At 60.3% G+C, this 16,500-nt stretch carries 18 protein-coding genes; 10 read left to right on the top strand and 8 right to left on the bottom strand.

The features are described from left to right. Positions 1-34 precede the first annotated feature (34 nt). From JKA62_RS20325 to JKA62_RS20300, 6 genes are read left to right on the top strand one after another with little or no spacing between them, the layout of a single operon-like run. The gene (locus JKA62_RS20325) at positions 35-2,935 is read left to right on the top strand and encodes a monovalent cation/H+ antiporter subunit A (protein ID WP_201819155.1); all 2,901 of its coding nucleotides are present in this window, start codon (positions 35-37) and stop codon (positions 2,933-2,935) included. Further along, positions 2,935-3,279, top strand: a complete 345-nt coding sequence (locus tag JKA62_RS20320) for a Na+/H+ antiporter subunit C (RefSeq protein ID WP_003192163.1) — start codon at positions 2,935-2,937, stop codon at positions 3,277-3,279. The genes JKA62_RS20325 and JKA62_RS20320 overlap by 1 nt, the downstream gene beginning before the upstream one ends. Then, positions 3,276-4,955: a monovalent cation/H+ antiporter subunit D gene (locus tag JKA62_RS20315; protein WP_201819153.1), complete on the top strand. Its 1,680-nt coding sequence runs from the start codon at positions 3,276-3,278 to the stop codon at positions 4,953-4,955. The genes JKA62_RS20320 and JKA62_RS20315 overlap by 4 nt, the downstream gene beginning before the upstream one ends. Beyond that, on the top strand, positions 4,952-5,440 hold the full coding sequence (locus JKA62_RS20310) for a Na+/H+ antiporter subunit E (protein WP_201819151.1): 489 nt from the start codon (positions 4,952-4,954) through the stop codon (positions 5,438-5,440). Before JKA62_RS20315 ends, JKA62_RS20310 begins: the two co-directional genes overlap by 4 nt. Further along, on the top strand, positions 5,437-5,715 hold the full coding sequence (locus tag JKA62_RS20305) for a K+/H+ antiporter subunit F (RefSeq protein ID WP_011334688.1): 279 nt from the start codon (positions 5,437-5,439) through the stop codon (positions 5,713-5,715). Before JKA62_RS20310 ends, JKA62_RS20305 begins: the two co-directional genes overlap by 4 nt. Beyond that, positions 5,712-6,074, top strand: coding sequence for a Na+/H+ antiporter subunit G (locus JKA62_RS20300; protein WP_201819150.1), 363 nt, complete (start codon positions 5,712-5,714; stop codon positions 6,072-6,074). Before JKA62_RS20305 ends, JKA62_RS20300 begins: the two co-directional genes overlap by 4 nt. On the opposite strand, the gene JKA62_RS20295 is transcribed toward JKA62_RS20300, so the two are convergent. Next, a complete protein-coding gene (locus JKA62_RS20295; RefSeq protein ID WP_007950535.1) occupies positions 6,071-6,511 on the bottom strand; it encodes a DUF3995 domain-containing protein in 441 nt (146 codons plus the stop codon). The genes JKA62_RS20300 and JKA62_RS20295 overlap by 4 nt on opposite strands. Positions 6,512-6,605: 94 nt before the next feature. On the opposite strand from JKA62_RS20295, the gene JKA62_RS20290 reads away from it, so the two are divergent. Together JKA62_RS20290 and JKA62_RS20285 are read left to right on the top strand one after the other, a co-directional pair. Further along, complete coding sequence (locus JKA62_RS20290) at positions 6,606-6,992, top strand: DUF2946 domain-containing protein (protein ID WP_011334690.1); 387 nt, start codon at positions 6,606-6,608, stop codon at positions 6,990-6,992. A 94-nt stretch (positions 6,993-7,086) separates the two neighbouring features. Further along, entirely contained in the window at positions 7,087-9,219 is a 2,133-nt protein-coding gene (locus JKA62_RS20285; RefSeq protein ID WP_201819149.1) for a TonB-dependent receptor, read from the top strand. Between the two features lie 36 nt (positions 9,220-9,255). Here JKA62_RS20285 and JKA62_RS20280 read toward each other — a convergent pair whose 3' ends face one another. The 3 genes from JKA62_RS20280 to JKA62_RS20270 all read right to left on the bottom strand — a co-directional run bounded on the left by JKA62_RS20280 (position 9,256) and on the right by JKA62_RS20270 (position 11,062). After that, positions 9,256-10,269 carry an ABC transporter substrate-binding protein gene (locus tag JKA62_RS20280; protein WP_011334692.1) on the bottom strand — a complete coding sequence of 338 codons (1,014 nt, stop codon included), beginning with the start codon at positions 10,267-10,269 and terminating at the stop codon, positions 9,256-9,258. Positions 10,270-10,397: 128 nt separating this feature from the next. Next, positions 10,398-10,595, bottom strand: coding sequence for a hypothetical protein (locus JKA62_RS20275; protein ID WP_011334693.1), 198 nt, complete (start codon positions 10,593-10,595; stop codon positions 10,398-10,400). Then, positions 10,592-11,062 carry a hypothetical protein gene (locus JKA62_RS20270; protein WP_011334694.1) on the bottom strand — a complete coding sequence of 157 codons (471 nt, stop codon included), beginning with the start codon at positions 11,060-11,062 and terminating at the stop codon, positions 10,592-10,594. The genes JKA62_RS20275 and JKA62_RS20270 overlap by 4 nt, the downstream gene beginning before the upstream one ends. 407 nt (positions 11,063-11,469) lie before the next feature. On the opposite strand from JKA62_RS20270, the gene JKA62_RS28965 reads away from it, so the two are divergent. Both JKA62_RS28965 and JKA62_RS20265 read left to right on the top strand, forming a co-directional pair. After that, positions 11,470-11,733 carry a hypothetical protein gene (locus JKA62_RS28965; RefSeq protein ID WP_011334696.1) on the top strand — a complete coding sequence of 88 codons (264 nt, stop codon included), beginning with the start codon at positions 11,470-11,472 and terminating at the stop codon, positions 11,731-11,733. A gap of 39 nt (positions 11,734-11,772) precedes the next feature. Beyond that, positions 11,773-12,009 carry a DUF2789 family protein gene (locus tag JKA62_RS20265; protein ID WP_011334697.1) on the top strand — a complete coding sequence of 79 codons (237 nt, stop codon included), beginning with the start codon at positions 11,773-11,775 and terminating at the stop codon, positions 12,007-12,009. Positions 12,010-12,015: 6 nt separating this feature from the next. On the opposite strand, the gene JKA62_RS20260 is transcribed toward JKA62_RS20265, so the two are convergent. From JKA62_RS20260 to JKA62_RS20245, 4 genes are all read right to left on the bottom strand, one after another. Next, entirely contained in the window at positions 12,016-12,219 is a 204-nt protein-coding gene (locus tag JKA62_RS20260; protein ID WP_011334698.1) for a hypothetical protein, read from the bottom strand. Between the two features lie 113 nt (positions 12,220-12,332). After that, on the bottom strand, positions 12,333-13,556 hold the full coding sequence (locus tag JKA62_RS20255; RefSeq protein WP_442962200.1) for a methyl-accepting chemotaxis protein: 1,224 nt from the start codon (positions 13,554-13,556) through the stop codon (positions 12,333-12,335). Between the two features lie 609 nt (positions 13,557-14,165). Beyond that, complete coding sequence (locus JKA62_RS20250) at positions 14,166-14,570, bottom strand: TraR/DksA family transcriptional regulator (protein ID WP_011334700.1); 405 nt, start codon at positions 14,568-14,570, stop codon at positions 14,166-14,168. Positions 14,571-14,951: 381 nt separating this feature from the next. Continuing rightward, positions 14,952-16,328: a hypothetical protein gene (locus tag JKA62_RS20245; protein WP_201819147.1), complete on the bottom strand. Its 1,377-nt coding sequence runs from the start codon at positions 16,326-16,328 to the stop codon at positions 14,952-14,954. Positions 16,329-16,500 lie beyond the last annotated feature (172 nt).

Genomic DNA, 16,500 nt, shown 5'->3' with positions numbered 1-16,500 from the left:
TGATGCTTCACAAACTTCCGCAGATTAGAAGCCTATGTCCCTGATAGTTCTACTGCTTCTGCCTTTTCTGGGCAGCTGTCTGGCAGCAGTGCTGCCGCACAACGCACGTAACGCCGAATCCCTGCTGGCAGGTCTGGTCGCACTGATCGGCACTGTCTCGGTCGCGCTGCTGTACCCGCAGATCGCCCACGGCGGCGTGATTCGCGAAGAATTCACGTGGCTGCCCAGCCTGGGCCTGAACTTCGTCCTGCGCATGGACGGCTTCGCTTGGCTGTTCTCGATGCTGGTGCTGGGCATCGGCACTCTCGTTTCCTTATATGCCCGTTATTACATGTCGCCGGATGACCCGGTGCCGCGTTTCTTCGCGTTCTTTCTGGCGTTCATGGGCGCCATGCTCGGGCTGGTGATCTCCGGCAACCTGATTCAAATCGTATTCTTCTGGGAGCTGACTAGCCTTTTCTCGTTCCTGTTGATCGGCTACTGGCACCACCGCCACGACGCCCGGCGCGGCGCCTATATGGCGTTGATGGTTACCGGTGCCGGCGGATTGTGCCTGCTGGCGGGGGTCATGATCCTCGGCCATGTGGTCGGCAGCTATGACCTGGACAAGGTCCTGGCCGCCGGCGATCAGATTCGCGCACATGCCCTCTACCCCATCCTGCTTCCCCTCATTCTTATCGGCGCCCTCAGCAAAAGCGCCCAGTTCCCCTTCCACTTCTGGCTGCCGCACGCCATGGCGGCGCCCACACCGGTTTCGGCGTACCTGCACTCGGCGACCATGGTCAAGGCCGGTGTTTTCCTGCTGGCCCGTCTGTGGCCGTCGCTGTCCGGCAGCGAAGAATGGTTCTACATCGTCAGCGGCGCCGGTGCCGCCACGCTGTTGCTCGGCGCGTACTGCGCGATGTTCCAGAACGATCTCAAGGGACTGCTGGCCTACTCGACCATCAGCCACCTCGGTCTGATCACGCTGCTGCTGGGCCTGAACAGTCCGCTCGCCGCTGTGGCGGCGGTGTTCCACATTCTCAACCACGCGACCTTCAAGGCCTCGCTGTTCATGGCCGCCGGGATCATCGACCACGAAAGCGGTACCCGCGATATCCGCAAGCTCAACGGTCTGTTCAAACTGATTCCCTTCACCGCCACCCTGGCGATGGTCGCCAGTGCCTCCATGGCCGGCGTGCCACTGCTCAACGGTTTCCTGTCCAAGGAAATGTTCTTCGCCGAAACCGTGTTCATCAACGCCACCGCGTGGGTTGAAACCAGCCTGCCGATCGTCGCGACCATTGCCGGTATGTTCAGCGTGGCCTATTCGCTGCGTTTCACCGTTGATGTGTTCTTCGGCCCGACTGCCACCGACCTGCCGCACACCCCGCACGAGCCCCCGCGCTGGATGCGTGCGCCGGTGGAACTGCTGGTGTTCACCTGCCTGCTGGTGGGGATTTTCCCGGCCCAGGTGGTCGGACCGTTGCTGGCCGCTGCCGCGTTGCCGGTGGTGGGTGGCGTGCTGCCGGAATACAGCCTGGCGATCTGGCACGGCCTCAATGCACCGATGATCATGAGCCTGATCGCCATGTCCGGCGGCATCGTGCTGTATCTGCTGCTGCGCAACCAGCTCAAGCGCGGCCGCTTCAAGTATCCGCCGCTGGCGGGCCGCCTCAACGGCAAGCGAATGTTCGAACGCAGTCTGGTGGCGATGATGCGTCTGGCCCGGCGGCTGGAGCGGAGGATCGGCACCAAGCGTCTGCAAACCCAGCTGTTCCTGATGGTGTTGGCGGCAGTGCTGGCCGGCCTGATCCCGATGCTGCACAGCGACCTGAGCTGGGGCGACCGGCCGAAGATCCCGGGCTCGATCGTGTTCGTGACCCTGTGGCTGCTGGCAATCGCCTGCGCCCTCGGCGCCGCGTGGCAGGCCAAGTATCACCGTCTCGCCGCCCTGACCATGGTCAGCGTCTGCGGGCTGATGACCTGCGTGACGTTCGTCTGGTTCTCGGCGCCGGATCTGGCCTTGACGCAGCTGGTGGTCGAAGTGGTGACCACGGTCCTGATCCTGCTCGGCCTGCGCTGGCTGCCACGGCGGATCGAAGAGGTTTCGCCGCTGCCAAGCAGCCTGCGCAAGGCGCGAGTACGCCGTCTGCGCGACCTGCTGCTGTCGATTGCCGTCGGCGGCGGCATGGCGCTGCTGTCCTACGCCATGCTGACCCGGCAGACGCCGAACGACATTTCCTCGTTCTACCTGAGCCGTGCTCTGCCCGAGGGCGGCGGCAGCAACGTGGTCAACGTGATGCTGGTGGATTTCCGTGGTTTCGACACCCTCGGCGAAATCACGGTGCTCGCCGCCGTGGCACTGACCGTATTCGCCCTGCTGCGTCGTTTCCGCCCACCGAAAGAAAGCCTGCAACTGCCGGCCCAGCAACGCCTGCTCGCCCCCGATGTGGTCACCGATCTGGTCAACCCGCGCTCGGCCAGCGACACCGCGCTCGGCTTCATGATGGTGCCGGCGGTGCTGGTGCGCCTGCTGCTGCCGATTGCGCTGGTGGTGTCGTTCTACCTGTTCATGCGCGGGCACAACCAGCCGGGTGGCGGCTTCGTCGCCGGTCTGGTGATGTCGGTGGCGTTCATCCTGCAATACATGGTCGCCGGCACCCAGTGGGTCGAGGCGCAAATGAGCCTGCGGCCGCTGCGCTGGATGGGCACCGGCCTGCTGTTCGCCACCGTCACCGGCCTCGGGGCAATGGCGGTCGGTTATCCGTTCCTGACCACCCACACCTGGCATTTCAGCTTGCCGCTGCTGGGTGACATCCATATCGCCAGCGCGCTGTTCTTCGATATCGGCGTCTACGCCGTGGTGGTCGGCTCGACCTTGCTGATCCTCACCGCCCTCGCCCACCAATCGGTCCGGGGCCACAAAACCGCTGCCGCCAAAGGAGCCGTCTGATGGAAGAAGTCATCGCAATCGCCATCGGCGTGCTCGCCGCCTCCGGGGTCTGGCTGATCCTGCGGCCACGGACGTTCCAGGTGGTGATGGGCCTGTGCCTGCTGTCCTACGGCGTCAACCTGTTCATCTTCAGCATGGGCAGCCTGTTCATCGGCAAGGAGCCGATCATCAAGGACGGCGTGCCGCAGGACCTGCTCAATTACACCGACCCGCTGCCCCAGGCGCTGGTGCTGACGGCCATCGTCATCAGCTTCGCCATGACCGCATTGTTCCTGGTGGTGTTGCTCGCCTCACGAGGCCTGACCGGTACCGACCACGTTGATGGAAGGGAGCCCAAGGAATGACGGCGATGACTCACCTGATCGCCGCACCGATCCTGCTGCCGCTGCTGACCGCAGCCATCATGCTGATGCTCGGCGAGAAGCACCGTCCGCTGAAGGCGAAAATCAACCTGTTCTCCAGCCTCCTCGGCCTCGGCATTTCAGTGATGTTGCTGCAATGGACCCAGACCACCGGCGTGCCCGGCTCGATCGGTGTGTACCTGCCGGGCAACTGGCAGGTGCCGTTCGGCATCGTGCTGGTGGTCGATCGTCTGTCGGCATTGATGCTGGTGCTGACCGGGATCATCGGCGTCAGCGCCCTGCTGTTCGCCATGGCCCGCTGGGACGGCGCCGGGTCGAGCTTCCACGCGTTGTTCCAGATTCAGTTGATGGGACTCTATGGCGCGTTCCTGACGGCGGACCTGTTCAACCTGTTCGTGTTCTTCGAGGTGCTGCTCGCTGCGTCCTACGGCCTGCTGCTTCACGGTTCGGGCCGGGCGCGTGTGTCGTCGGGGCTGCATTACATCTCGATCAACCTGCTGGCCTCGTCGCTGTTTTTGATCGGCGCGGCATTGATCTACGGAGTGACCGGCACGCTGAACATGGCGGATCTGGCCCTGAAGATCCCGCTGGTGCCGGAGGCCGACCGTGGCCTGCTGCACGCCGGCGCGGGAATTCTGGCCGTGGCGTTCCTGGCCAAGGCCGGCATGTGGCCGCTGAACTTCTGGCTGGTACCGGCCTACTCGTCGGCCAGTGCGCCGGTAGCGGCGATGTTCGCGATTATGACTAAAGTCGGCGTCTACACCCTGCTGCGCCTGTGGACGCTGCTGTTCTCGGGCCAGGCCGGCGCTTCGGCGTATTTCGGCGGCGACTGGCTGATCTACGGCGGCATGGCCACCATGGCCGGCGCAGGTGTGGCGATCATCGCCGCGCAGCGCCTGGAACGCATGGCCAGCCTGAGCATTCTGGTGTCGGCGGGAATTCTGCTGTCGGCCGTGGGGTTCGCCCAGCCGAACCTGATCGGTGCGGCGCTGTTTTATCTGGTCAGCTCGACCCTGGCGCTGAGTGCGCTGTTCCTGCTGGCCGAGTTGATCGAACGTTCGCGCACCGCCATCGAAGTACCGCTGGAAGACGAGAACGAACTGCTGCCGCGTCCGCAGGAATGGCAACGCCCCGTCAAAGGCATCAACCTCGACGACGAGCAGAAAGCTGTGGTCGGCCAGGTGATCCCATGGACCATGGCGTTCCTTGGTCTGAGCTTCATTGCCTGCGCGCTGCTGATCATCGGCATGCCGCCGCTGTCCGGGTTCATCGGCAAGCTCAGCCTGATCGGCGCCCTGCTCAACCCGCTGGGACTCGGTGCCGGCGAACCGATCTCGAATGCTGCCTGGGCGTTGCTGGCCCTGCTGATCCTTACCGGCCTCGGCTCGTTGATGGCATTCTCGCGCCTGGGGATCCAGCGCTTCTGGTCGCCAGAGGAGCGCCCGTCGCCCGTGCTGCGCAAACTGGAATGCACGCCGATTTTCCTGCTGCTCGGCCTGAGCATCGCCCTGACCTTCAAGGCTGAACCGCTGCTGCGTTACACCCAGGCAGCGGCCGATGCCCTGAACAATCCGCAGCAATACGTAATGGCGGTGCTCGGCACCCGCGCCGTGCCGAGTCCGGAAGCCAAGGCTGCGCTGCTGGAGGTGCAACCATGAAGCGTCTGTTTCCTGCTCCTTGGCTGTCGCTTGCGCTGTGGTTGCTCTGGCTGGTGCTGAACCTGTCGGTCAGCCCGGGCAACCTGCTGCTGGGTGCCGTACTCGGTTTCTGCGCCCCGCTGATGATGCGCAAACTGCGCCCGCAACGGATTCGCATCCGCCGCCCGGGCACGATCCTGCGATTGTTTCTGCTGGTCGGGCGTGACGTGATCGTCTCGAACCTGCAGGTGGCCTGGGGCGTTCTCAACGCCGGTCGCCGGCCGCTTCGTTCACGTTTCATCAAGGTGCCGCTGGACCTGCGCGATGCCAACGGTCTGGCGGCGCTGTCGATGATCTGTACGGTCGTGCCCGGCACGGTGTGGTCGGAGCTGGCGCTGGATCGCAGCATTCTGTTGCTGCACGTCTGGGATCTGGATGACGAGGCGCAGTTCATCCAGCACTTCAAGGTCACTTACGAGCGGCCGTTGATGGAGATTTTCGAATGAGCCCGCTGCTGTCGAACGCGATACTGCTGACGCTGTTCCTGTTTTCCTTGGCCATGGTCCTTACGCTGGTGCGCCTGTTCAAAGGCCCGTCGGCACAGGACCGCGTACTGGCGCTGGATTACCTGTACATCGTCGCCATGCTGATGATGCTGACCCTGGGGATTCGTTATGCCAGTGACACCTACTTCGAAGCGGCGCTGCTGATCGCGCTGTTCGGCTTCGTCGGCTCGTTTGCCCTGGCGAAATTCCTCCTGCGTGGCGAGGTGATCGAGTGAACGCTGAACTGTCTCTCTGGGTGGAAATCCCGGTGGCGATCCTTTTGGTGCTCAGCGGCGTGTTCGCCCTGATCGGTGCCATCGGCCTGCTACGGATAAAAGATTATTTCCAGCGCATGCACCCACCGGCGCTGGCCTCGACCCTCGGTGCGTGGTGCGTGGCGCTGGCCTCGATCATCTGTTTTTCCGCGCTCAAGTCCGGGCCGGTGCTGCACGCATGGCTGATTCCGATTCTGCTGTCGATTACCGTGCCGGTGACTACCTTGCTGCTGGCGCGGGCGGCGCTGTTCCGCAAGCGCATGGCCGGGGATGATGTGCCGGCCGAGGTCAGCAGCCGGCGCACTGAAACCGGCAGTTAAATCCAGGCAACAGCCAACAGCCCGGCTCCCAATATCAGACACAGCGGCGAGTAAACCCAAGTGTCGAGCCGGGCGAACCGCGACCCCTTCACTTCCTTGAAAAAACCCACCAGTTCCGAATCGCCAATCGCCCGCGCAAACATCAGCAGCGCAATCGCGCTGATCACCCATTGCAGCGCCCAGTGATGCACGGCGGGCAGCCACCATCCCACTCGCATGCACACCAGTGCGGCAATCAGTAGCAGGGCTGCTGCCACCACCAGCGTGATCCAACCTGACGGCTTGAACGCCGGCCTGAGTGTCAGCCCGCCGTTGTCCACCGGGACCTGCGGCACCACCGCCACGGCTGCCCATTGCCCACCCATCGCCCAATACACATGCATCAGGCTGATCACCGCAAATATCGTCACCAGCCATTGAGCCAACACAAAGGTCATGGTCGAGAATCCTTTAAAGGGATTTGAACAAAACATCCTAGTCGGCATTTTTCCATGTGCACGACCGGTCGGCGGTGCGGTAAAGTGCCGCCCCATGAAATTCACCCGTACCGATCGTTCACTGCTGGCCTGGATGCTCTATTGCTGCGTCCTGTTCAACGTGTTCGCCTGCAGCATCGGTCACGGACAAATGGTCGGCATGCAGCTCAACGGTATCGGTGGCCAGTTCTGCGCCGTCGATCCGAGCACCCAGGCGCCGCTCGCCTCAAATCCCGCCGAAGAAAAACTGCCTACCCTGGCCAAAGCCTTCGGCTGTCCGCTCTGCTCCACCGGCGGCATGGGCCCGGCGTTCAACTCCAGCCTGACCCTGGCGATTCTGCCGGAACAACACAGCCCGCCGCTGCCGGCCATCGTCAGCGCCGACCTTCCTGCCCGCTTTATCTGGCCTTCGGCCAATCCCCGCGCCCCGCCGCTCGCCTGAGTGCCCTTGCCTTTTTGATCTGTCAGCCCACTGCGCCAACGCGCGGCGTTCGCCTGTGCGCTGACTCCGAGAACAAGCATTCAGGATTCAATCAATGAAACAACTTACCTTGCTGGCGAGCCTGTGCGGCTGCCTGTCCGTCAACGTCTGGGCGCAATCCACCGTGGATCTGGCGCCGATCACCATTGACGGCGAGTCCGGTGCCGAGCCTGGCCTGAGCCTCGACCAGTCCAGCGGCATGGCCTCGCGCCTCGGCCTCAGCGTGCGCGACACTCCGGCTTCGGTGGCCATTGCCAACCGCAGTGACATCGAACGTCGCGGTTCGCAAAGCTTTCAGGACGCGGCCAACACCTTGCCGGGCGTGAACGCCAGTGCCCCGCCTGGCTTTGGCGGGTTCGTCTCCTATCGCGGTTTCACCAGCAGCCAGATCACCCAGATGTTCAACGGCGTCAACGTTTCCGGCGGGCTGGCGCGGCCAGTGGATTCATGGATTTATGACCGGGTGGAACTGGTCGGCGGCCCGTCATCGTTGATCAACGGCGCGGGCTCGGTCGGTGGCTCGCTGAACTACGTGACCAAACTGGCCACCCGCGACGAGCAAGCCATCGAAGGCCGGGTCAGCTATGGCACCTACGACACCACCGAAACCGCGTTCGGCCTCAATCACGCGCTGACCGAACCCGGTGCCGACGTTCGGCATTACGCGCGACTCGACGTCAGCCACAACACCAGCAACGGCTACATTGACCGCCAGGAACGCGATGCCTGGAGCGTGGCGTTCTCGCTGCTCAGCGATCTGACGCCGAACCTGTCGCACACCCTGGCCCTGGAATATCAGGACGAACACGAAGACAGCCCGTACTGGGGCACGCCGGTGCTCAACCCCAAGGCCGGCGAGTTGAAGATCGACAAGCACAACCGCTTCAACAACTACAACGTCGAGGACGGCCGCTACGAGCAGCGGACGATCTGGGTGCGCTCGATCATCGATTACCGGATCAACGACAGCACCACCCTGCGCAACACCCTCTATCACCTCGACAGTCAGCGTGATTACCGCAACCTGGAAACCTATCAATACAACGCCGACAACAGCGCGGTGAACCGCTCCACTGCGTATCAGGTGCGACATCAGGGCGAGCAGAACGGCAACCAATTCGAACTGCGCCACGACAACACCCTGTTCGGCCTCGACACCACCTGGTCCGGCGGATTCGAGTACAAGGTCAACCAGACCACCAACTCGCCGCTGAACGTCAAAGGCGCCAGCGCGGTGAACCCGAACAACTACCGACCGGGGCATTTCTATGACATCCCCGGAACGATGCCGGGTTTTGTCAGCGACAAGACCAACGAAGTCACCACCAAAGCGCTGTTTGCCGAGAATCGCCTGGCACTGACCGACAAGCTTTCGCTGCTCACTGGTCTGCGCTATGACGACATCGACCTCGACGTGACCAACCATCGCACGGTAACGGCAAGCAACCCGCATCATCTGAAGCGCAGCTGGGATCCGGTCACCGGGCGCATCGGCCTGACCTATCAGTTCATTCCGTCAGCCAATGTATACGTGCAATACAGCACTGCCGCCGAGCAACCCAATGGCACCCAGGACTTTGATGTCTCGACCGGCAAGCAATGGGAAATCGGCAGCAAGTTCGACTACCTGAACGGACGCGGTTCGGCAACGGTGGCCGCCTACACCATCGAGCGCAAGGACTTCGCGGTGACGGATCCACTGGACCCGACCAGCAGCATTCCGGTCGGCCAGCAGACGTCGAAGGGTATCGAGATTGCCAGCTCGTTGCGGATCACCGACAAGTTGCTGGCCGAAGGCAACTTCGCCTGGGTCGATGCGCAATACGATGAGTTCAACGAAAAGAACCCCGCCGGCGTGGTGGTTTCGCGCAAGGGCAACACACCGACCAACGTGCCGGACCGGGTCGGCAATCTGTGGCTGACCTACGATTTCTCGCCAAAATGGCAAGGCGGGGTCGATGCGCGGTACGTGGCGTCGGTGTTCGCCGATAATGCCAACACCATGACCGTGCCGTCGTACACGCTGTTTGGCAGCTTTCTCAGCTACAAGGTGGATTCGCACACCACTGTGACCGGACGGGTGCGCAACCTGACGAATGAGGTGTATGCCGAGTTCGCCCATGTGTCGCCGGCGTATTACCTCGGCACACCGCGTACATTCGAGCTGGCTGTACAGACGCGGTTCTGATTCATCCTGGCGAGGGCGTCGCCCCTCGCCACTTCACTACAGACCTGCCTGAACCTTCTGCGCCACATCCTTCGGCAGCCACGCCTGCCACACATCCGGGTGCGCCTTCATGAACGCCACCGCCGCGTCCCGAGGCGCCGTGTGTTTCTCGCTCATTTCGGCCAGCGCCTTGTTCAGGTCATCAATCGGAAAATCGACCTTGCTGAAGAACTCGGCAATCTCCGGATGCTGTTTCTGGAACGGCGTAGACACACCGATCGACAGCTTCGAGGCCAGTGACCGGGTCGGTTTTGGATTGGGATTATCGGCGTCGGTCAGGGTCTTCCAGGCCTCGGCATCGAACGGCGGCTCTTCCAGTTGAATCAGCTTGAACTTGCCGAGCAATGGCGTCGGCGACCAGTAATAGAACAGCACCGGTTTACCGCGGCGGATCGATGAGCTGATTTCGGCATCGAGTGCCGCACCGGAGCCGCTGCGGAAATTGACGAAATCGTCCTGCAAGCCGTAAGCCGTCAGTTTCTGTTTGTTCACCACCTCCGACGTCCAGCCGATCGGGCTGTTGAGAAACCGTCCCTTGCTCGGGGTTTCCGGGTCCTTGAACACGTCCTTGTACTTCTTCAGATCGCTGACACTGCGCAGGTCCGGTGCCAATGGCTTGATGCCTTTGGCCGGATCGCCCTTGATCACGTATTCCGGTACCCACCAGCCTTCGGTGGCACCTTTGACCGTATCGCCCAGGCTCGCGACCTTGCCTTCGGCTTCGGCCTTGACCCAAACCGGACTGCGCCCGGCCCATTCTTCGCCGATGACCTGAATGTCATTGTTGGCCAATGCGGTCTCCAGCGTGATGGTGGTGCCCGGCAAAGTATCGGTCGGAAGCCCATAGCCCTTCTCGACAATGATCCGCAGGACATCGGTAATCAGGCTGCCGCTTTCCCAGTTCAGATCGGCGAAGTGGATCGGCGTCTGCGCCGCGCTCACCGCAGGCATCACCGTCATCAAACCGAATGTGGTCAACCCGGCGGCAAGCAACCGTCGAAATCCGTTCATGCTTTTGCACCTCGTGCTGTTCACAGCAATAGCAGGATGGCCTGACAGAAGACCGCAAGCCTCTGAATACTCAGTCAACTGACTGTAGACGAGGTTCCTGCTTTTTCAGGGGCATGACACGGACAAGGCTACTTTTCAGACATTTCCTGCAGGCTCTTCAGCTCGCGTCTGACCATGCTGGCGTATTCCGCAGGCTGCAAGGCGTAGATTTGCGAAGCGACCCAACCCAGCCACGCGCCCTTCAGTTCGGCCTTTGCAACGAACAACCGACGTGCTTCTTCGCGGGCACTGTCGAGGTTCTGCAAATGGAAATCGGCGCGACTCACTCGCTGGCCTTGAAGGTCACCAGCTCGCCCTTGCGCCACTTGGCGGCTTTGGCGGTGACGGCTTTCAGGGTCTTGGTCAGGCCTTCCTGCAACTGCTCGTTGGCTGCGAACACGGTGACCGCGCTGTGGCCTTCCTTGAACACGATGGCATGGCCGTCGCCCGTGCTGACAAACGCGTAGTCGCCCAGACCGTACACAGTCATTTTGATTTCGCGAAAGCGGATGTCCATCTTGCCGCCTTCTCGGCTGGGCAGCACCGACGCGCTGAAATGATCGCCGACCTTGAGCTTGAGGCCAGGTTTGTCATCGACCACCAAGGCGCTTTCCGTGTCGATCTCGGCAACGTAAATGCCTTCGGCGTTCTGCTCGGTGATGTAAACAAAACGCGATTGAAACTGCTTGACCAGCTTTGCCCGCAAATCACCCAGCACGAACAAAGCATGCATATCGAGGTTACTGACTGCCAAAGAAACATCCCCACACTTGAAAAGAGTGCCGTACGCGAAAAGCGCCCACGGCAGAAAAAGTCGGCCCGGCCGAAGTGTTGCGCGATGACTCGAATATACGCCTGAGCGAGCGAAGTGCTTATTCAACGCGAGTTGCACAAGACTACTGGAATGCCACTCGCGAAACCTGCAAAGACGTTCTCCAAATGTTGAAGGAAAATGCGTCACGCCCGCCCAGAGAAAGCTGATTACGAACTTTAGGGAAAAAACTCACCAAGAAAATCACTTTTCCGACATATCGCACGCAAAAAATTGCTTTAGATAGCGCCATGCCGTCGACAGGTGTTGGCGATTCTAGAGCAGCGATGCTGTTCTCGACTACCCGCAGTGGCCAGTAAATGCGGGTCAATCCATGAAAAGGACTTCATATGTGCACTTTGACGCATTTTGCCGTGGCCCACGAGCCCGCCTTTGTCTTGAACAATTCTGGTTTCGAGAATGTTCCTACAATGCAGCCTTGCACTCAGGAGCCGTTATTTCAGGTGATCCCTGCAGGCAATGCCTTTTTCCATATTAGAGAAAAGTCGACGGGCCTTGTCAGAGGATTCCGAGAGGATCACAACGCCGCCTGCGCCCTCGCCCGCTCACTGGAATCGCGAATCGAACTCCTGGCCAGCGCGCACCTCAGATAAAGAGAGTCATCGACCCCGCCATCCTTCAAGGAGCACACCATGGAACTGCCTGCCTACAACCTGACAACTCTGTTCGATCAATTAGGGCTGCCTTCGGAGGAAACAGCGATTGACGACTTCATCGAAGCCCATCCACTGGATGCCAACACTAAATTGATTGATGCCGAATTCTGGAGCCCGCAACAGGCGCAGTTGCTCAAGGAGTGGCTGCGTGCCGATGGCGAGGAAGCCGTGATGGTCGATGAGCTGAACGTGCGCCTGCACCGGGGCAAATGATTTCGATCAGTGCAGGCAGTCACTGGGTTCAGCGCTCAACTGCTCAAGCCACGCGGCCCTGCACTCTTCCGCTTCATTACGACTCGCGAAAGCGGTGCCACGGCGTTCGCCATTGAGCAGCACCACCCAGCAGACACTTTGCCCCATCGCGCGCAGCCCGGCGGGTACGCCGCTGCCGATCATCACCGCGACATCGACTCTGCATTGCATGCTGACCTCCCAACTTCATTAGCAACCTAACTATGTAGGCATGTTAATGATCTGGATCAGGATGAAACAGCTGCGCGTCTGTACAGCTTAATTGCAGTTCCGGCAACAATGCCTCAGCGCGGATTCTCCGGTTTGTAGCCCAGACGCAACCCGCCCCAGTGGCGGCCCTTGACCATGATCGGCACCGACAGATCGTGCATCAGCTCGCCGGTATCGCGGGTGTAGGTCTGCAACAGCACGGGTTGCTGATGGCTGCCGCAGCGGATACCGGTGCGGTCGGCGAATTTGCGTTTGGTGCGATTGTTGACGGTATCGACCTGCACATCCCCGGTCAGCGGCTGGCTGAATGCCTGATTGTGGGTCGGCACGTAACCCTGCTGCGTGCAGGCAATGGCGAACACCAGGCCTTCGTGGCGCGGCAACAACGGTTCCTGAATCGCCGGGAGTACCTGATCGGTGTAGCGGTCGAAACGGGTCTGGAACTTGGCAGGTTGTGTATCGGGAATCGGCTGATACTGGCGGTCAAACAGATCTTCAAGGCTGATGCGCCCTTGCTCGACATCGGCCTCGAACCGCGCGGCAATCTGGCTGGCGCCTTCGCGGGCAAGGTCGTAGATGCGTTGGTGATAGTCATCCAGCCCGACTTCGGCCAGGCGTTCGCTGATGGTTTCCGCCTGCCCTTCCATCTGTACGGCCGCGTCGGCCAGACGACGAGTCTGCTGGTCGCTGATAGCCAAATCGCTGCGCATCTGCTCGATGGCAGCGAACAGACTGTCGAGCTGTTCGCGATTGGTTTCCGCGCCTCGGGCGATTTCGCCCACCTGGCTTTCGACCCCGGCCGCCAGTCGCGCGATGTTTTCCAGGTGCTGACCGGTGTGCTCAACCTGCTCGACACCCGTGTGTAAATCGTCGGAGAGCTGGCGGATCTGCTCCACCACCTGCGCCGTGCGTTGCTGAATGTCGGCGACCATTTCCCCCACTTCACCGGTGGCCGTCGCGGTACGAGCCGCCAGGCCGCGCACTTCGTCCGCCACCACTGCAAATCCACGACCGTGCTCGCCGGCCCGGGCCGCTTCAATCGCGGCGTTCAATGCCAGGAGGTTGGTCTGGCTGGCGATGGACTGAATCACCAGCGTCACGCGCTGAATATCATCGCTGCGCTGGCTCAAGGCTTCGATCAGTTCGCGGCTCGCATTGGCGCGCTGGCTGAGCTGGTGCATGCGCGAGATCGAATCCACCAGTTCGGTGCGCCCTGCTGCGCTGCTGTGATGGGCTTCGCTGGCGGCGCCCAATGCCTCGCGGCTGAGCTGCGAAGTGGCCTGTTCAGTGGCGATCATGACTTCAGCGTTGTTGACGATCTGCGCGGCGGCGTCGAGTTGCGATTGCAACTTGCCGGCCAGCTCCTTGACGGAAAACGCCACGCCAGCGGCTGACAGCGCGTTATGGCTGGTGGTGTAGGAAAGGTCGCGAGTCAGCTCGGACATCGCGCTGCTGCTGTCGACCGGTTGAGCATCGGGGACCGCCCGAGAACGCAGGCGCGGCAGCCAGACGATCAGCACCGCCAGCGGCATGCTGACGTACAAGGGCCATTCGCCCAGGCTCATCCCGGCCAGCAACAGCATCAGGGCGATGCTTTGCAGGGTCGGCGTCAGCCAGCGATTCTTCGGCAAAACAACTGGTGCAGGCAGAGCCGCAACCAGAGATCCATCTCTCGTCATTTCGTTACCCCACGCTTGTTCTCATTGTTGTGACTGCATTAAACGCCACTACAACGCCATTATCCATGGTCCGTTAGTCGTGGGTCTGTGGCAGGTCAATGGAATGGCAGGGAGACTTTCCGGCAGACGAGAAAAAGCAAAGATCGCAGCCTTTTGCAGTTCCCGATGGAGCTGCAAAAGGCTGCGATCTTTTCGCGACGACCCATATTGAAGGGGTCGCCTCAGGAATCAGGCCTGACGCTGGTGCTTGTCGATCTGCTCGTGCCGCTCTTGAGCTTCGATGCAGTACTTGGTGGTCGGGCTGATCAGCAGGCGTTTCAGGCCAATAGGCTCGCCGCTGTCGTCGCACCAGCCAAAGCTGTCTTCCTTGATACGCTCAAGGGCCTGCTCGAGTTGCGGCAGCATGCGCTGGTCGCGATCGATCGCGTTTACCAGCCAGGTGCGCTCTTCTTCCACCGATGCGGCGTCCGCCGGGTCAGCCGGGGTGTCCAGGCTTTCGATGGCAATACGGTTCTGCTCAATGCGCTCATGGGTTTCGACTTTCATGTTCTGCAACAGCTCTTGAAAGAAAGCTTGTTGCTCGGCATTCATGTAGTCATCTGCCGGCATGGCCAGCAACTTGTCCTTTGTCATTGATATCTCTATAAAAAACGTGCATTAAGGCGAATTAGGGAGCGTTCCGGCGAACCGTCTGCGTTCATCGGAAAGGCATCGTTTATTGCAAACGCCACCCGGCACTCAATTTACGAAGGGGCGGCAGTCTAAGGCTCGTTTGAGGCCTCAGCAACTGTAAATACCGGGAATTTGTCCGACAAGGCCCGGAAACTGCTCTGACACAGGCTTCACAGCGCTCATCGGAGTGCGTTTATAGCAAGAAATTCAGTCGAGCGGCTGTATATAGAAGACAAACGTCGGACGAGCGGCGCTTTGTCGCATTTTCTGACGGCAGAATCCCCAAATTTGTAAGCGCCAACCAATGCCTCGCAAGGGCTGGCGTTGTGCATGAGCAGAAACTCAAGGTTGGCGAATCTGTGGCTGCGGTAGACTTTCCTCCAATAAATCGCGAACGGACTTGGGAAGGAGTTTCGGGTCTACATTTTCCTTGATCAACACCACGACTCTGTCGTTCGATGGTTCCAGTTCTCCGAGGTTCTGTGCAGTTACTGGAGGTGGAAGCAACGACTCAATGCTGTAGTTGATACCCCGGTACCCGATAGCAACCGGCCGAGCAAATGCCTGACGCAAGGTCACACCCAACGCGGAGGACCTGACTACCGACCCCGTAACGCCCGGCAAATCAGGAGCAACTTTGTTCACCCGGTCACGCAGTTGAGAATTGACCTGCTCCAACTCAGCCTCCAACTCGTCGATTCTGGCTTGACTGGTTGTCGACACTGCCGCGGTTGCGGTTTTTACCTCAGGCTGGGGCTTATCAGGCTTTTGAGGATCAGCCGGTTTGGTTTCCTTGTCTTCTTTTGTTTGAACCTTGCCTTCAGCACCAGCACCAGCACCAGCACCAGCACCAGCACCAGCACCAGCATTTGGCTCCTTGCGGAGTTTGAGCAACTGCGCTTCGATGCTTTTCTTCTTGTCACTCAGATCAACCATCGCCATGGTCAATGCCGAGAACGTGGCACTCATGCCCTCCTCAGAAGAAACACTCACATCAATGGCTCGGGCCAGGTATACGTCCGTGATCAAAACCAATACCGACTGCGCCCCCTCAGAACCTCTTCCGCTCGTACTTAATGCCTGCGCGGCCTCCTTTAACATTTGACGATCCTTTATGGTGTAACGCGTCGGCGCCACCTCGTTGAACCGGCGTCGTGCCTCCAGATAGCTCACACCATAGGTCTCCGCCGCCGGAACCGAGTAGGAAACGCTGTATTGTGATCGACGTCCCAACCCGATAAGCGCACCGATAGCATTGCTGGTGACATTGACGCCAACATCACTTTCAGCCAGTGAAGCAAAGGTAAATCCTGGGAAAGCTACCAAGCTATTTATCACCCGGTCACGAACCTTCAATGGTAAAACCTTTCTGGTCTGGACAGTACCAATGCCCGTGCCATCATCGTAGGTATCCGAAGACTCGAAGGTCACTGTTGGTGCAGACCGGTACAACTCCTCACTCAGATCGATGTGATCGACGCGGATCGATCCCAACACATAATCGGCAGTCTTGCTTTTCTGGCCTTTCCCAACAGAACGCGCAACAAAAACATCACCGACCTCAAACTGTGCCCGAGGTGGGTATATCGCCTGAATGCCTAATTGCTCTGTATTGGTTGCCCAGTTTTCGGCGACCACGCCGGGAGTCGGTCTCGAGCCACATCCTGTTAATGCGCCCGCCCCTACCAGACACCAAATTAAATAACTGTGCTTGTACATGCTTTAACCCTCCCTTGAGTTTCCATAGCACGCCTTTGCGCATCGATCGCGCGCAGGTCGGCGCCTCAACGATCGAGGGGTCATGGACTACAAGGGAGTAATACAAACGAGTACTGATTCAGAGGGCCTGAACTCGCTTAACTTTTCCATCCCTGGTCGGTGCTGGCACTTT

Origin of the sequence: Pseudomonas sp. B7 (assembly GCF_016735645.1) — a bacterium.
Taxonomy (GTDB): domain Bacteria; phylum Pseudomonadota; class Gammaproteobacteria; order Pseudomonadales; family Pseudomonadaceae; genus Aquipseudomonas; species Aquipseudomonas glycinae.
This window is presented reverse-complemented; position numbering and strand designations above follow the sequence as displayed.

Excerpts from the sequence above, each read along its gene's own strand:
- JKA62_RS20325 (WP_201819155.1), top strand. The coding sequence starts at position 35 with ATGTCCCTGATAGTTCTACTGCTTCTGCCTTTTCTGGGCAGCTGTCTG.
- JKA62_RS20320 (WP_003192163.1), top strand. The coding sequence starts at position 2,935 with ATGGAAGAAGTCATCGCAATCGCCATCGGCGTGCTCGCCGCCTCCGGG.
- JKA62_RS20315 (WP_201819153.1), top strand. The coding sequence starts at position 3,276 with ATGACGGCGATGACTCACCTGATCGCCGCACCGATCCTGCTGCCGCTG.
- JKA62_RS20310 (WP_201819151.1), top strand. The coding sequence starts at position 4,952 with ATGAAGCGTCTGTTTCCTGCTCCTTGGCTGTCGCTTGCGCTGTGGTTG.
- JKA62_RS20305 (WP_011334688.1), top strand. The coding sequence starts at position 5,437 with ATGAGCCCGCTGCTGTCGAACGCGATACTGCTGACGCTGTTCCTGTTT.
- JKA62_RS20295 (WP_007950535.1), bottom strand. The coding sequence starts at position 6,511 with ATGACCTTTGTGTTGGCTCAATGGCTGGTGACGATATTTGCGGTGATC.
- JKA62_RS20290 (WP_011334690.1), top strand. The coding sequence starts at position 6,606 with ATGAAATTCACCCGTACCGATCGTTCACTGCTGGCCTGGATGCTCTAT.
- JKA62_RS20285 (WP_201819149.1), top strand. The coding sequence starts at position 7,087 with ATGAAACAACTTACCTTGCTGGCGAGCCTGTGCGGCTGCCTGTCCGTC.
- JKA62_RS20280 (WP_011334692.1), bottom strand. The coding sequence starts at position 10,269 with ATGAACGGATTTCGACGGTTGCTTGCCGCCGGGTTGACCACATTCGGT.
- JKA62_RS28965 (WP_011334696.1), top strand. The coding sequence starts at position 11,470 with ATGTGCACTTTGACGCATTTTGCCGTGGCCCACGAGCCCGCCTTTGTC.
- JKA62_RS20265 (WP_011334697.1), top strand. The coding sequence starts at position 11,773 with ATGGAACTGCCTGCCTACAACCTGACAACTCTGTTCGATCAATTAGGG.
- JKA62_RS20260 (WP_011334698.1), bottom strand. The coding sequence starts at position 12,219 with ATGCAATGCAGAGTCGATGTCGCGGTGATGATCGGCAGCGGCGTACCC.
- JKA62_RS20255 (WP_442962200.1), bottom strand. The coding sequence starts at position 13,556 with ATGATCGCCACTGAACAGGCCACTTCGCAGCTCAGCCGCGAGGCATTG.
- JKA62_RS20250 (WP_011334700.1), bottom strand. The coding sequence starts at position 14,570 with ATGACAAAGGACAAGTTGCTGGCCATGCCGGCAGATGACTACATGAAT.
- JKA62_RS20245 (WP_201819147.1), bottom strand. The coding sequence starts at position 16,328 with ATGTACAAGCACAGTTATTTAATTTGGTGTCTGGTAGGGGCGGGCGCA.